The following is a 14,225-nucleotide window of genomic DNA, read 5'->3' as shown; positions in this document are numbered from 1 at the left end:
ACGGACCATGCCCATCCATCAGGAAATCGTCGGCAGGATCCTTCTGCTCAGAGTCGACAATCCCCCGGTCAATGCCTTGTCCAGGGTCGAGCGCCGCGGCCTGATCGATGGGATTGTGCGCGGGGCCGATGAGGATATCGATGCAGTCGTCATCATCGGTACCGGCGCGAGCTTCATCGCAGGCGCGGACATCCGGGAGTTCGGCCAGCCGCCCGAGCCGCCACATCTTCCCGAAGTCGTCGAGGCGATCGAGGCTTCTACAAAGCCGGTCGTTGCGGCGATCTCCGGCCAGGCGCTCGGAGGCGGGCTGGAAGTCGCCCTAGCATGCCACTATCGGCTGGCAAGCGCAGACGCCAGGCTCGGGCTTCCTGAAACGACCCTGGGACTCATTCCGGGCGCGGGCGGGACGCAACGCTTGCCCCGTCTTGTCGATCCCCTTGTCGCCGCAGACATGGTTGCCACCGGTAAGCCACGCAATGCGACAAGCGCGCTGCAGATCGGGCTGATCGACTGGATCGCTGAAAGGCCGCTAGAGATCGAAGCTGTAGAGCGGGCGCGAGATGTCGCCAGGCAGTCGCTCGACGGGCGACGTCTGTCTGAAGGGAATGTCGCGACATCGACCGCCACAATTGAAGCGCTCGCCCACCTGAAGGCGGACACGGTCAGAAAATCGCGGGGCGCACTCGCTCCCGGCATCGCCATAGACCTCATCCGTTTGGCGCTACAAAGTCCCTATGATGCCGGTGTGGCCGAGGAACGGGCCCGTTTTCTTGAATTACGATCGAGCCCGCAAGCCGCCGCCCTGCGGCACATCTTCTTTGCGGAACGGGAAGCCGCGAAAGGACAGGGCGGGGCCGCGCGCAGTGTTGCACGCGTCGGCGTCATAGGCGCGGGCACGATGGGCGCGGGGATCGCGATGAGCGTGGCGGACGCAGGCTTTCCGGTCACCCTCATCGAACAAAATGAAGCGGCGCTTGCCGCCGGGCTCGATCGTATCGCGCGAGCCTATGGCGATGGGGTCGCGCGAAAAAGACTGACCAGCGAAGTAGCGGCCGAGCGCCGTGCCAATATCACCGGCGCAACCGATTATGAGGCGTTGGCGCAAGCGGATCTCATTATCGAGGCCGCCTTCGAAACCATGGAGGTCAAGGATTCGATCTTCAGGCGTCTCGACGCGGTCGCGCGGCCCGAGGCGATCCTGGCGACGAACACCTCCTATCTCGACATCGACGCAATCGCGGCCGTAACCGACCGACCCGGCCAGGTGGTGGGGCTCCATTATTTCAGCCCGGCCAATGTCATGAAGCTCCTGGAGATCGTGCGCGGGCGCAAAACCGATCCGGCGGTGCTGGCGACCGCGCTCGCTTTCGCCCGCCGAACCGGCAAGATACCGGTCGTCGCTGGCGTTTGCCACGGTTTCATCGGCAACCGGATGCTGCGTGCCTACAACCGGGAGGCGGGGCTATTGTTGCTCGAAGGCGCGACACCCTCGCGGGTCGACAAGGCTTTGACGGACTTCGGCATGGCCATGGGACCCTTTGCCGTGGCGGACCTCTCCGGGATCGACATCGGTCACAAGGGACGGATGGTCATGGAACCGGGATCCTATGAGCCTGCTGCTTTCCGCGTCCACGACACGCTGGTTTCGCGTGGATTTCACGGTCGCAAGACTGGCGCTGGTTTTTATCTCTATTGTGACGGGAAGGTCGAGGGCGACAACCCCGAAGTGGCAGACATCGTGGCGGCGGCGCGCGAGAATTTTGGCGTCGAAGCTCGAAACATCGATACCCACGAAATCGTGGAGCGGTGCATCTTTGCGGCTGCCGCCGAAGGACTGCAGATCGTGAAAGAAGGGATCGCGGCGCGGCCAGGCGACGTCGATGTGGTTTTCGTGAACGGCTATGGCTTCCCTCGCCACCGTGGAGGACCGATCTTCCATCTGAACCAGGCCGGCGATGTCGGTGTCGCGGCGCTTCGTGGCTATGCGCAAGGCCCATTCGGCCGCTGGTGGCCAGCTGCCGATCCGCATGACAGCAACGTCGAGACGCACCCTCGAGGCCAATCAACACAAGATGCCGCTTAAGGAGAGACGACATGGCAACGGCGCAATCCTATGTAACCCCGCTCAGCGCGGTCTCCACTTTCATCGGGCATGATCATGGGCTCTTCATCGATGGCGACTGGCGCGCTGCGAAGGGTACCGAACGACTTGACGTCTTCGATCCCTCGACCGGAGAACCCATCGCGAGCGTCGCCAATGCGTCGCCCGACGATGTCGATCATGCCGTGCGCGCTGCCCACAAGGCGTTCGAGAGCGGCGTCTGGAGCGGCATTGCCCCCGCCGAGAGGGAACGCCTGCTCCTCAAGTTTGCCGATCTGGTCGAAGCCAATGCGGAGGAACTGGCGCAGATCGAAACGCTCAACCAGGGCAAGTCGATCAACATCTCGCGTTTCGTCGATGTCGGTGGCGCACCGGCTTACATGCGTTACGTCGCTGGCCTCACGACGAAGATCACCGGGGAAACGTTCGACGTCTCGATCGGCGCGATTCCAGGTGCACGTTTCACGGCCTCGACGCGCCGCGAACCTATCGGCGTCGTGGGCGCGATCGCACCGTGGAACTTCCCGATGATGATCGGGCTGTGGAAAATCATGCCGGCGCTTGCAGCTGGCTGCACCGTCGTCCTTAAGCCATCCGAAGTCACGCCGCTTACCAGCTTGCGGCTTGCGAGTCTGGCGAAGGAGGCGGGGCTTCCCGCGGGTGTTCTCAACGTGATCACCGGTGACGGCAAGGCAGGCAAAGCGCTGGTCGATCATCCGCTCGTGGCGAAGATCACGTTCACCGGTTCGACCGCAACCGGCAAGGCGATCGCGCGATCTGCATCGGACCGGCTTTTGCGCACCTCGCTCGAACTTGGCGGCAAGAACCCCGCCATCTTCCTTGCCGACGCGCCCATCGAACAGGCGGTCCAGGGTGCAATCCTCGGCGGCTTCTTCAACAACGGTCAGGTCTGCGCGGCCTCCTCGCGGCTCTATGTCGCGCGCGCCATCTATGATCCCTTCATCAAGGCTCTTGCCCACGCGGTCGATGGTATGACCATGGGCCCAGGGCTGGACACGGCCGCGCAGATCAATCCCGTGGTTTCAGCACAGCACCGCGCGAAGATTCTTGAACATGTAGCGCGCGCGCGTCAGGATGGCGCCGAGATTGTCGCGGGAGGTGAAAGTCCCGACCGCGCTGGCTACTATGTCCGGCCGACCGTTGTAGTCGGCGCGGGAGCGCAGCTTGCCATATCCCGGCAGGAGGTCTTCGGGCCGCTGGTCACCGTCACCCCCTTCGACGATGAGGACGAAGCGATCAACCTTGCCAATGATACCGAAATGGGCCTGACGGCCTCGTTGTGGACTAACGATCTCAAGAAAACGATGGACCTCGTTCCCCGGATCAAGGCCGGCACGGTCTGGGTCAATTGCCACAATTTGATCGATCCCAATATGCCGTTTGGAGGCTATAAGGAATCCGGGATCGGCCGCGACTTCGGCATCCATTCGCTGGACGGCTATAGCGAGGTAAAGTCCGTGTGCATCGCGCACTAAGCATCAGCGGTCGGCTTGACCGCCGTTGGTCTCGGTTCCGCTAGCTACGGACGGAAAGGATCGACGGACCGGAGCGCGGTCGCGGGGCTGGCTCGCGACCGCGGTGGCAATGTGGTCGATGAAACTGCGTGCACGTCGCGACAGGAAGCGGGTCTGCGGATAGATCACCGTTACCGTTATCGGGGGCAGATAATAATCCGGCAGTAGACGCCTGATCTTCTTGTCGCGGACGTCATCGTCGATCAGCCAGGATGGCACAATGGCTATCCCGTCGCCCGCCACCGCAGCCTGATAGGCGGCCTCGTCGCTGTTGGTACACAGACGACCCGATAGTTGCACGACCTGTCGGCCATTTTCCGAATCGAACTCCAGACGGCCGCTTGCGTTTCGGGTGGAACGCACGATCTCATGGGCTTCCAAATCGATCGCGCTCTCAGGCGCGCCGTGGGCTGCGAGATAGGCCGGAGAGGCCACGACCGCCCATTCAAATACGCGAAGGGTTCGGGTAATCAAGGATCCTTCCGTCGGCGCGGCCGTGGTAATAGCAAGCTCCAAGCCTTCCGCGACAATGTCCTTAACATTGTCGCTCAGCACCGCATCGAGGCTGATCAAAGGATGGGCAGCCATGAACGAGCGCACCAGAGGGAAGAGGAGGGTGCGGCCGAGCGATTCGGGCAACGCCAGCCGCAAAAGTCCGGCGGCCTCGGGTTGCTGGCCTTTGACGAGAGCGTGGGCGGTCTCAACGGCATCAAGCATATGTTGCACATGTTCGTAGATTCGGGAGGCCTCCGGTGTCGGACTGATACGCCGTGTGGTTCTCGTAAACAGTTGAACACCAAGGCTATTTTCCAGGCCTGCAACATGTTTGCTGACCGTGGACTGGGAGATTCCGAGCTGTCGTCCGGCTGCGGAGAAACTTCCCAATTCCATCAGACGGGCGAACGCGGCGTAAGCTTCGATGCGATCAGTCATTTATTCTCTTTCGCATATATCATAGTGGATTTGCGTCATTTACGCCTGACCGCTCGGTCGATAAATAGAAAAGAAAAGCTTCACCCTAGGAAAGCTTCACTCCAGGAAAGGATGAATGGCATGAGCAAAAAGATCGGAATTATCGGCGCGGGCACCGCGGGGCTCAAACTGGGCCTGCACCTTCTCAAGAACGGTGTCGAGGTTAAACTGTTCACCGATCGTCGCCCGGAAGAATATGCCGGCATGCGATTGCTCAACACGGTGGCGCACCATCATGTGACCGTAGAGCGAGAAGACAAGCTGGGCGTGAACCACTGGCCGGATGTCGGCTACAAGGGGCATTATTATTACATCGGCACCCCCGAGCCGCTTCAGTTCTATGGCGACCTCGTCGCGCCGAGTCGTGCGGTCGATTACCGCATCTATCAACCCCAGCTCATGCAGGACTTCGTCGATCGTGGCGGCGACATCGAATATGGGCAGATCGCACACGAAGACCTGGATGCGATTGCCGACGAATTCGATCTCCTCGTGGTTTGCACCGGCAAGGGTCCGTTTGGGCAAATGTTCACCCACGAGCCGGCCTACTCGCCGTTCGATCGGCCCCAGCGCGCGCTCTGCGTCGGCCTGTTCAAAGGCATCCGCGAGCCCGAAACCCGTGCGGTGACAATGTATTTTTCGCCCGGCCACGGCGAGATGATCGAGATCCCGACACTCTCCTTTAACGGCATGGTCAACGCGCTCGTGATCGAGAACCATATCGGTGGTGATCTCGAAATTCTCGCCAAGACCAAATATGATGACGACCCCAAGGCCTTCATCGCGCTTCTCCTCGAGAAGCTACAGAAGCACTATCCAACCTGCTACGAGCGCATTGACCTCGAGGAGTTCGATCTGGCCAATGGCCCGCTCGACATTCTGCAGGGTGGCGTCACGCCGACTGTGCGCAACAGCTATGCCAAGCTGCCGAACGGCAAGATCGCCGTGGCGCTGGGCGATGTGCAGGCCGTCGTCGACCCGGTCCTGGGGCAGGGGGCAAACATGGCCTCTTACGCGGCGATCATCCTGGGCGAAGAGATTGTCGCCAATGACGTGCTCGACGAGCGCTTCATGGAAAAGGTCGACGCCCGCCGTCGCGACCGCGTGCTGAGCGCCACGCGCTGGACCAACTACATGCTTTCGTCGCTCGCGACCCTCGATCCCAATCTTCTCCAGTTCATTGGGGCTGTCAGTCAGAATCCGAAACTGGCCGACGAGTTCACGGAGAACTTCAATTTCCCGGAGAAGCAGTGGGACTGTTTTTCGAGCCCGGAGCGCGTGCAGGCGTGGATCCAGGCCCGGCTCGGCACGCCCGCCAACGATGCCGAGGAACTTGTCGCCGCAGAATAAGTGATGGGTTGCCCCCTTTGGGGGGCAATCTCACCGAAGTGAGAGGATAAATCGATGGTTCCCGACCAAATGTTTAAGCAGGCGCTGTCCCGGTTGGCTGCGGGCGTGAGCATCGTGTCGACCGCGCACAACGGTGAGCGTCGCGGCGTCACTGCCACCGCCGTCTGTTCCGTCTCCGCTGCGCCGCCGACCATCCTGGTTTGCGTCAACACCGCCACCGGTACCTGCCAGATGATCAAGGAAGCAGGTCATTTCGCCGTCAACCTCCTCGCCGAGCACCATCAGCCTGTTGCTGAAGTCTTCGCCGGGAGGGGGGGGCTGCAGGGCGATGAGCGCTTCGGCCACGGCGACTGGATCCGAGGGGAGGAGCGGGGCTTGCCGATCCTGTCGAGCGCCCTCGCAGCCCTGGAATGTCGCGTCGATCAGGCCGTCGAAGCCGGCACGCATATCGTCTTCTTCGGTATCATCGAAAGTGCCTATTTCGACGAGAATCCACCGCTCATCTTTCATGGCGGCAGGTTCCACGTACTGCCGATGGCGAACGCGGCCTGATCTAATCGCATAACAATGCATAACAATAATCAGGAGAAATGTTATGGCAACTCTGGCGGCACAGCCCGCGGCTGGTGGGGTGGACGCTGCGCCCGACGTAGAGCGCGAACGCGCGGCACTGCGCAAGATGATGATCGGCAATGGCGTATTGATGATCTTCGCAACCCTGGTCGGAGGCCTCGGCCTCTGGATGTATCTCATCGGCGGTTTCATTCCGATCTTCCCCGGCTTTCATTGGGATTTCCAGCTTCCCGGCACTGCTGAAGGTTGGGCGCGCGCGCATTCTGGACCCGTGCTGAACGGTCTTATGGTGATCACCGTCGCCTTTTGCCTTCCCCTGCTATCGTTCACGCCTAAATGGGCGCGAATCTGGGGCCTCATCGTCGTACTCGACGGCTGGTCGAACACCGGCTTCTACTTCTTTGGCAACTTCGCACCCAATCGCGGGCTCAACTTCACGGCGAACCATTTTGGCGAGGCGAACATCTTCAGTTTCTTGGCTCTGGCGCCGGCCTATCTCTTCGGTGTTCTCGTCATGATCGCACTGTTTGCAATCGGGATACAGGCGTTGCGGGACGCGCGCCACTGAGCCTCGCCGACGGATTTCAAGTCAATCACAAGAGCGCCCGTCAACCGAGCGCCATAGGGAGGATGTATGAAGAAGCAACTGACCATTTTCGGGGTTGTCGCCGCAAGTCTCTCGCTTGCGAACCCGGTTCGGGCTGCTGATGGCGATGCGCCAACGTTCAAGCACTGGTTCGTTCGGGCCGGCCCAGCCGAGGTCATCTATGATGAGGGCGCGAAAATCCGGCTCGGTGGCCAAATAGTGCCTGGCGCAAGCGTGACCGCCAAAAACAACTTCACCGGCGAGATCGAGGCGGGTTACTATTTCAATCCCAATGTCTCGGTTTCACTGACAGTCGGGGCGCCCCCGACGGCCACTCTGGTCGGTACTGGCCCGCTTGCCGGTGTCAAGCTTGGCAAGATGACATACGGGCCCGCAGTGGCAGCCATTCAGTATCACGTGACGGATTTCGGCCCTCGCTTCATTCCTTATATCGGGGCCGGCGTAAACTATACGATCGTGCTCAGTGAGAAGGATGGAGCAGTCCAAAACCTGCGCGTCAAGAGCCCTGTCGGCGTTACCTTCCAGGCAGGGGCGGAAAGCATGATCAATGATCGCTTCGGCCTGTTCGTCGACGCCAAGAAGATTGTGCTCGATACGACGGCCCGCGGTAATGTCGGCGGTGTGCCTGCCGATGCGAAGATCAAGATCAATCCCCTGATAGTGACTGGCGGTATCAGCTTTCACTTCTGAGTGCCTCGCCTCGGGCCGAATACACGGTCCTTCCGTAAAAATGGCCCGAGGCAGCATGGAATGACGTCGATCGCATGTCTCAGGTGTCGCAACCGAGCTTCGCCTGCCTTGGGAGCCCATCCCGCCGTGAATGATGACGAGGACGCTTCACGCAGATCACCCGCCTTGTTCTTTGCTTGAGCGCGGTGCTTGTGGTTCTACTCGCATACGCGGCAATCCGCGAAGCTGCGGCTCGACTTGGAAATCTGCGGATGCCAATGCCAGGCTCGTCGCTGAAGCCGAGGCCCGCGACCAGGTCGAAGCGCAATTGCGCCATATCCAGAAGATGGAAACGGTGGGCCAGCTTACCGGCGATTTCGCGCATGACTTCAACAACATGTTGGCGATCGTTATCGGTTCGCTCGACATGCGTCGGCGACGAAGGTCCGGAGCGGGCGACGACAAGGCACTGCGCTACTGCGACAATGCGGGGGAGCGCGCCCAACGCGCCGCGATGCTAACCGCGCGGCTCCTCGCTTTCGCACGCCAGCAGCCACTCGAAAAGTTTTTTGATCCCAATCGCCTCGTCGACAGCATGTCCGAGCAAATCCATCGAATGGTGAGCGAGACGATGCCAATCGAAATGGTACTGGCAACAGGTGCGTGGCGGAGCTGCGCCGATGCGCCCCAGCTTGAGACGCCATCCTGAAACCTCGCCGTCAATGCCGTCGACGCAATGCCATCGGGTGGCAAGTCCTGCGCTTGCTTGGGCAGGTCGAGAACCGTCGGCGTGGCTATCGCCGGGGGCGCGATGGCATTGATGCGGATATTCATATTGGCATTTGCGCCCGCAGCGGTCTTGGTTAGCCCGACCGCAGCATGCTTGGCCGCGCCATAGGTCCCGACATTCGGCGTGCCGAACAACGCCGCTTCCTATTCTGTATTGAAGATCACGCCGCCGCCGTGCGCTTTCATATGCTGGATAGCGTATTTCATGCACAGCCAGACGCCTTTCGCATCGACCGCTATGATGCGCTCGAAGTCCTTTTCCTCAATGTCGGCGATGACGACCCTGGCGTACTCGCGCGCATAGGCCGCGGCGGTGGCACGCGCGATGCCGGCTGGCCCCGGTGACAAAACCTGCTTTACCGTCAAAGGGCCATAGTCGCGGTCCTTTCGATGAGAGTCCGCCGTCAACCGATCGAGTGCCTTGCGAGGATTTGTTTCGCCGCAAGCATACAGGTCATTTGACCCGCTCCCGATCGATGGCGCTCCACAATTCCCACCTTGTGGCATTGACCTGCCAGCATCTCATGTTTAATCAACGCATGATGATTTAAGGCATGAATCGGAGTTGCAGACGTGCCGCCGTTCGATCTCACATTTTCTACGGGACCGGATGAAGTGCCGGTTCTCATGTCTCTTGAAGCCTCGGACGAGGGGCATGCCAGGAAGGTCGCATCGAATGCCATCGCGGAAGCTTTAGGACGCCCCGGGATGCTTGTGCTTCTTGAACCAAGTGGCCGGTTTACGGCTGGTGTGGGTTTCTGGTCTCGGAGCGGTCACTATGTGCTGAGTGCTCATCGGGCGCCCACTTCAACCGACGCTGCCAAATGAGTTGGTTTCCGTTGCTTGACGCTTGCAAGGGCGCGGAATGTGCCTTCGGTAGTCGCTTTGAAGAGTTGAAACAGGCAATATTGACGACCTATCGGACTTATGATGCCCGTGCTAACGATCGCCTCGATTTAGAATGCGCGCTCTTCATTCTCTGGAGCATCGAGATCGGCCTCCTCAATGCACCGACAAGGTGGTTCGATCGCCATAGAGCGGAAAGGCGATTTGCCAAACTTCTGCGCCGTGGCCTTCGCGAGCAGGGCATAGAATTTGCCGGGCGGCAAATGGATGAGGTATACAGGGCCCGATTCCGAGATGCGTTGCGCACCATCCGGAACATCTATGTCGAATGGGACAGAAGCGGATCGCTTAAACCTCCGCTAACAGTGCGCACGACCAAGCTATTCATTAGCTACACGACTGATATTTCTTATCCTCTTTCATCCCAAGCGCGCACAGATATGCATCATAGCTTGCACGCTGTTCTAAATGATGGGTGTCGCGCATGTGTCCTTTCAATGCTGCAGCCTGCGGGATAGCGCATACTGTCTAAGATATTGATGGATTGCGCCAACCGCCACTATGGGCAGCGGGGTGGCTGTCTGCGGCTCTTGATAGCTATCAGACGAAATTGGCGCTCCATGCAGTTCTTATAGCCTCCATGAGATCTTTTGATCTGAACGGATTTTTGGGCCTGTGGCCGATCATGAGAGGAATAGGAGTGGGGCCTTCGACAAGGGGGCGTGTCACGACGCCGTTGAGCAGCAGGCGCGCGGCATATTCCGGCAGGAGTGAGAAGCCACCCACCGAGAGGATGAGTGACAGGGCGGATGCAATATTGGCCGCAGCATGAACCGGGATAAGAGACAGATCCTTCTGCTGAGCCCATGCATCAATGGCTGATCGTAAAGCCGGTGCCGACCTTCGGCCAACAGAGACATATATTTCGTCAATCAGGTCGGCGTAGTCCAATTGCGCTTTTGCAGCGAGAGGATGGTCCTCGCGGAGGAAGACCATGACGTGATGATAACCGGCAATCTCAAAATGAATATCGGCCGCATCTTCATCCTGACGCATGAACGCCATATCAAGGTTGCCTGTGCGCAGTTCGTCTATGATGCGTGGAGACGATGCGCTCATGACCCGAATATCGGCATCAGCAGAGTAGCCGTTTGCAAGTTCCATCAGCCGGGGCAGGATGGATAGTTCAAGCCCAGGCAGCACACCGAGGCGAAGGATGGCGGGCGTATTTTTTGCTGCTGCCGCTGCATCCTCGACCTGTTTGAGAATGCGGCGGCCATGTTCAAGAAAGACCTGGCCAGCATCAGTCAGAACGATGCCACGCGATCGTCGATCGAAGAGCCGGATACCAAGCTCATCCTCCAGTTCGAGAAGCTGTCGGCTGAGCGAAGGCTGCGATGTATGAAGCAGGGACCGCGCCGCTCCGCTCACGCTCCCTGCGTCCGCAACGGCCACAAAATACCGGATATGACGAAGCTCCATCCATGCCTCCTGAGCATGGCTAGTAGAGCTACCAAGTCTTGGTAAGTCTGGCAACTGCGACCTATCTCCTCCTTGCAATCAAGGCCCGAGCTCGAAGGCAAGCATTCGGGCTCGTCGGGAAACAACGCGCCGCTCTACGCCCAATCCGATGGAGCGTGTGCAATTTCATGTGGAGCAGATAGGTGAACATACCTCAGAAAATCGGCATTGTTGGATGCGGAGTCATAGGCGCCAGCTGGGCAGCGTATTATCTTGCACGCGGCTTCGATGTGGGCGCTACCGATCCTGCTCCTGGCGCCGAACAAAAGTTGCGGGAACTTGTCGCCCAGTACTGGCCCGCCCTGATCAAAATTGGCTTGGCGCCAGGCGCCTCCATGAATCGTCTGACGTTTGATCCCGATCCTGCCAAAGCGCTTTCGGGCGCCGGTTTCGTACAGGAAAATGGCCCCGAGCGGGTCGATATCAAAAGGATCCTCCTTGCCGAGATTTCGGCCGCCGTGGCGGATGATGTGATCATCGCCACCTCATCATCAGGCATCCTGATCTCGGAAATCCAGGGAGGCGCAAGCCATCCCGAACGCGTGGTGCTTGGCCACCCGTTCAATCCGCCGCATCTCATCCCGCTGGTCGAAGTTGTCGGCGGCAATGACACCACGCCCGAAGTTATCGAGCGCACGCTCGCCTTCTACAGGGACATCGGCAAGAAGCCCATCCACATTCGCCGCGAAGTGAAGGGCCATGTGGCCAATCGCCTTCAGGCGGCCCTCTGGCGAGAAGCCTTCTATCTTGTGGATCAGGGCATTGCTTCGGTTTCCGACGTCGATACGGCGATCGCCCATGGACCGGGCCTGCGCTGGGCACTGCTGGGGCCGTTCCTCAATCTCCACCTCTCTGGTGGCAGCGGCGGCATCGGACATGTCATCGATCATCTCGGCCCCCCGATTCAAACCTGGTGGCACGATCTGGGCGATCTTTCCTTCACTCCGCAAGTAAGGGCGCAGGCCGTTGCAGGCGTGGAAGAGGAATTGAGCGGCCACACGCTGTCAGCCCTGCAGGATGAGCGCGACGAGGTACTTATCCGCCTGCTGTCGCTTAAGGCTCAAGCCCCCGAGCTGCCCTGAACCAGCAATCAACTTTTGGATAGGAATGATGTGATGAGCAATATCATCGAAGCTCGCATCAAGACGGCGCTGGCGGAACCGCTAACGTCCGACGACAGGATCGATCCGGCAAAGGAGCTACAGGAAGTCCTTTCCTCGGTCGGCCTGGGTTCGCATGATGCCGAAGGTACTATCAGCTTCATTGGCAAGGACCCGGTGATTTCCAGCCCGTGGCCGCTCGCTACCATGGCGGGTGTATCGCTGATGGCGAAGGCGGTGGCCTTTGCCGGTATATGGAAGACGCGGACCGGGGAGGGGCAGGATTTGTCTGTAGATCTGCGGCGAGTCCTCCACCGTCTCTGCCCCTTCTACGATAAGAAATGGGAGATGCTGAACGGATATGCCCCAGGTACGCCGTCCGATCCCACCAATCCATTCATGCCCAGTCACATGTATCAGACACGCGACGGGCGCTGGATCCAGTTGCTCAACATCTACCCCCGGACCAAATCGGCGGCGCTGGCCATGCTCGGTTGCAATGACAGCGTCAGCGCCATCTCCGCCGCGGTGCGCGGATATGATGGGCTCGATCTCGAACAGCGCTTTAACGAAGCGGGCTTGCAGGCGACGCTCGTGCGAACCGTGGAGGAATTCGCGGCGACCGAGCAGTTCGGCTATCTCAAGGACATGCCGCTCGTCGAAATCACGAAGATCGGTGACAGCGATCCCGTTCCGTTTACCGCCGATCCCAAGACGCCGCTCGACGGTATTCGCGCGCTCGGCCTCGGCCGGGTGATCGCGGGCGCCGGGCTCGGGCGCGCGCTTGCCTATCATGGGGCGGATGTTCTCAATATCTGGGGGCCGAACGACTTCGAGATGGATCTGACCTATTACACGGCCAATGTCGGCATGCGGTCGGCCACCATGGATCTGAAGCGCGCCGACGAGCTGGCGCGTTTCAAGGCGCTGGCGCAGGACGCCGACATCATGTTCTCCAACCGCCGTCCCGGCTTCCTTGGTCGCTACAACCTGACGGCAGAGCAGATGGCGGAACTCAATCCGGGACTGATCCACGTCGATATGTCGCTCTACGGCTGGCATGGGCCCTGGGCGGACCGCATCGGCTTCGACCAGAATGCCGGCGGTGTCAGCGGCGTCTTCGCCCGGGAAGGTACGCCCGAGCGTCCGCAACTGACCGAGATCTTCGTCGTCAACGACTATGCCATGTCCTGGATTTCGAGCGTCGCCGTGGCGGCTGCGCTTCAGCGGCGCGCAGTCGAAGGTGGCAGCTATCGCATCCGCATTTCGCTGGCACGCCTGTCGATCTGGCTACTGAAGATGGGCATATTCGATAAGTCCTATGCGGCCTCGATCGCAGGGACGCCCGGCGACCACGAGTATCTGGCGCCCGAAATGTTCGAAGCCAATACACCTTGCGGGCACTACCAGGGCGTTACCGATCAGGTGCAGATGTCCCGTACGCCGGGCTTCTACGCCACGCCGCTTGTGCCCCGCGGATCGAATAAGCCGGAATGGCTTCCCCGCCGCTAAGGGGGACGCCGATGGTTCGGGGCCCCGCAATCCGGGCCCGATTTTCCCTCGCCAGGCGGGGATAACCCACAGAACAAGGAAAAGTGACATGAGCAAGAGCTTGCGTGAAAGTCTTATCGGCGCCTGGACACTGGTCTCCTATGTCGAGAAGCCAGTCGACGGATCGCCAACTGTTCATCCTTTGGGAGAAGATGCGACTGGTATCATCATGTATACGCCGGACGGTTTCATGTCCGCCCAGTTGATGAAATCTGGCCGTCCGGAATTCGCGTCAGGAGACTGGTTCGGCGGTTCGGATGACGAGTATCGCCAGGCGGGGAACTACATAGCCTATTCCGGTCCCTTCCATGTGAATGAAGAGGATCAGACGCTGACGCACAGCATGTTCGTTTCGTACTTTCCCAACTGGCTCGGCCAGACCCAGCCTCGCGTCGTCAGGCAGGAAGGCGACCTGCTCCACCTCAGCACAGCGTCGCCAATCCAGTCTGGAGGGAAGACCGTCATGTCGTATCTGACATGGACGCGCGCCGGTAACTGACCAAGAGCAGCGCCAAGCGCGTGACCTGGTTTTGCGCGATCTGTTTATGATCGACCGGCCCGTGGATCGAAGGACTGCGGGCCGGTATATTTTTGCAGAAAGGTTCTGGCGA

General features: G+C 59.9%; 13 protein-coding genes and 1 pseudogene. 10 read left to right on the top strand and 4 right to left on the bottom strand.

What is annotated here, in order from left to right; all coding sequences use genetic code 11:
• Positions 1-7: 7 nt before the first annotated feature.
• Both HH800_RS11975 and HH800_RS11970 read left to right on the top strand, forming a co-directional pair.
• Positions 8-2,083, top strand: a complete 2,076-nt coding sequence (locus HH800_RS11975) for a 3-hydroxyacyl-CoA dehydrogenase NAD-binding domain-containing protein (protein WP_169861216.1) — start codon at positions 8-10, stop codon at positions 2,081-2,083.
• An 11-nt stretch (positions 2,084-2,094) separates the two neighbouring features.
• Complete coding sequence (locus HH800_RS11970; RefSeq protein ID WP_169861215.1) at positions 2,095-3,597, top strand: aldehyde dehydrogenase family protein; 1,503 nt, start codon at positions 2,095-2,097, stop codon at positions 3,595-3,597.
• 3 nt (positions 3,598-3,600) lie between these two features.
• Here HH800_RS11970 and HH800_RS11965 read toward each other — a convergent pair whose 3' ends face one another.
• Positions 3,601-4,569: a LysR family transcriptional regulator gene (locus HH800_RS11965; RefSeq protein WP_169861214.1), complete on the bottom strand. Its 969-nt coding sequence runs from the start codon at positions 4,567-4,569 to the stop codon at positions 3,601-3,603.
• A gap of 120 nt (positions 4,570-4,689) precedes the next feature.
• On the opposite strand from HH800_RS11965, the gene styA reads away from it, so the two are divergent.
• From styA to HH800_RS29070, 5 genes are all read left to right on the top strand, one after another.
• Complete coding sequence (gene styA, locus HH800_RS11960; RefSeq protein ID WP_169861213.1) at positions 4,690-5,958, top strand: styrene monooxygenase subunit StyA; 1,269 nt, start codon at positions 4,690-4,692, stop codon at positions 5,956-5,958.
• A 54-nt stretch (positions 5,959-6,012) separates the two neighbouring features.
• Positions 6,013-6,510 carry a flavin reductase family protein gene (locus HH800_RS11955; RefSeq protein WP_039570716.1) on the top strand — a complete coding sequence of 166 codons (498 nt, stop codon included), beginning with the start codon at positions 6,013-6,015 and terminating at the stop codon, positions 6,508-6,510.
• A gap of 43 nt (positions 6,511-6,553) precedes the next feature.
• Positions 6,554-7,099 (top strand): styrene-oxide isomerase StyC, encoded by a 546-nt coding sequence (styC, locus tag HH800_RS11950; protein ID WP_235682100.1) that lies wholly within the window; start codon positions 6,554-6,556, stop codon positions 7,097-7,099.
• Between the two features lie 66 nt (positions 7,100-7,165).
• A complete protein-coding gene (locus HH800_RS11945; RefSeq protein WP_169861212.1) occupies positions 7,166-7,828 on the top strand; it encodes an OmpW/AlkL family protein in 663 nt (220 codons plus the stop codon).
• Between the two features lie 172 nt (positions 7,829-8,000).
• Complete coding sequence (locus tag HH800_RS29070; protein WP_235682099.1) at positions 8,001-8,516, top strand: hypothetical protein; 516 nt, start codon at positions 8,001-8,003, stop codon at positions 8,514-8,516.
• Between the two features lie 68 nt (positions 8,517-8,584).
• On the opposite strand, the pseudogene HH800_RS29610 reads toward HH800_RS29070, so the two are convergent.
• The 3 genes and pseudogenes from HH800_RS29610 to HH800_RS11925 all read right to left on the bottom strand — a co-directional run.
• A pseudogene (locus tag HH800_RS29610) lies at positions 8,585-8,731 on the bottom strand (SDR family NAD(P)-dependent oxidoreductase); the annotation flags it as partial.
• Positions 8,732-8,740: 9 nt separating this feature from the next.
• On the bottom strand, positions 8,741-9,004 hold the full coding sequence (locus tag HH800_RS11930) for a hypothetical protein (RefSeq protein WP_169861209.1): 264 nt from the start codon (positions 9,002-9,004) through the stop codon (positions 8,741-8,743).
• Positions 9,005-10,042: 1,038 nt separating this feature from the next.
• Entirely contained in the window at positions 10,043-10,924 is an 882-nt protein-coding gene (locus HH800_RS11925) for a LysR substrate-binding domain-containing protein (RefSeq protein ID WP_052207697.1), read from the bottom strand.
• A 182-nt stretch (positions 10,925-11,106) separates the two neighbouring features.
• On the opposite strand from HH800_RS11925, the gene HH800_RS11920 reads away from it, so the two are divergent.
• The 3 genes from HH800_RS11920 to HH800_RS11910 all read left to right on the top strand — a co-directional run bounded on the left by HH800_RS11920 (position 11,107) and on the right by HH800_RS11910 (position 14,113).
• Positions 11,107-12,045, top strand: a complete 939-nt coding sequence (locus tag HH800_RS11920; RefSeq protein ID WP_039570720.1) for a 3-hydroxyacyl-CoA dehydrogenase NAD-binding domain-containing protein — start codon at positions 11,107-11,109, stop codon at positions 12,043-12,045.
• A 33-nt stretch (positions 12,046-12,078) separates the two neighbouring features.
• On the top strand, positions 12,079-13,575 hold the full coding sequence (locus HH800_RS11915; RefSeq protein ID WP_169861208.1) for a CoA transferase: 1,497 nt from the start codon (positions 12,079-12,081) through the stop codon (positions 13,573-13,575).
• Between the two features lie 88 nt (positions 13,576-13,663).
• Entirely contained in the window at positions 13,664-14,113 is a 450-nt protein-coding gene (locus tag HH800_RS11910; protein WP_169861207.1) for a lipocalin-like domain-containing protein, read from the top strand.
• The last annotated feature ends 112 nt before the right edge of the window (positions 14,114-14,225 follow it).

It is taken from the genome of Sphingobium yanoikuyae, from assembly GCF_013001025.1.
GTDB classification, from domain to species: Bacteria; Pseudomonadota; Alphaproteobacteria; order Sphingomonadales; family Sphingomonadaceae; genus Sphingobium; species Sphingobium yanoikuyae_A.
The sequence above is the reverse complement of the archived record's forward strand: the minus strand, read 5'-3'. Positions and strand labels throughout refer to the sequence as shown.

Excerpts from the sequence above, each read along its gene's own strand:
- HH800_RS11975 (WP_169861216.1), top strand. The coding sequence starts at position 8 with ATGCCCATCCATCAGGAAATCGTCGGCAGGATCCTTCTGCTCAGAGTC.
- HH800_RS11970 (WP_169861215.1), top strand. The coding sequence starts at position 2,095 with ATGGCAACGGCGCAATCCTATGTAACCCCGCTCAGCGCGGTCTCCACT.
- HH800_RS11965 (WP_169861214.1), bottom strand. The coding sequence starts at position 4,569 with ATGACTGATCGCATCGAAGCTTACGCCGCGTTCGCCCGTCTGATGGAA.
- styA (WP_169861213.1), top strand. The coding sequence starts at position 4,690 with ATGAGCAAAAAGATCGGAATTATCGGCGCGGGCACCGCGGGGCTCAAA.
- HH800_RS11955 (WP_039570716.1), top strand. The coding sequence starts at position 6,013 with ATGGTTCCCGACCAAATGTTTAAGCAGGCGCTGTCCCGGTTGGCTGCG.
- styC (WP_235682100.1), top strand. The coding sequence starts at position 6,554 with ATGGCAACTCTGGCGGCACAGCCCGCGGCTGGTGGGGTGGACGCTGCG.
- HH800_RS11945 (WP_169861212.1), top strand. The coding sequence starts at position 7,166 with ATGAAGAAGCAACTGACCATTTTCGGGGTTGTCGCCGCAAGTCTCTCG.
- HH800_RS11925 (WP_052207697.1), bottom strand. The coding sequence starts at position 10,924 with ATGGAGCTTCGTCATATCCGGTATTTTGTGGCCGTTGCGGACGCAGGG.
- HH800_RS11915 (WP_169861208.1), top strand. The coding sequence starts at position 12,079 with ATGAGCAATATCATCGAAGCTCGCATCAAGACGGCGCTGGCGGAACCG.
- HH800_RS11910 (WP_169861207.1), top strand. The coding sequence starts at position 13,664 with ATGAGCAAGAGCTTGCGTGAAAGTCTTATCGGCGCCTGGACACTGGTC.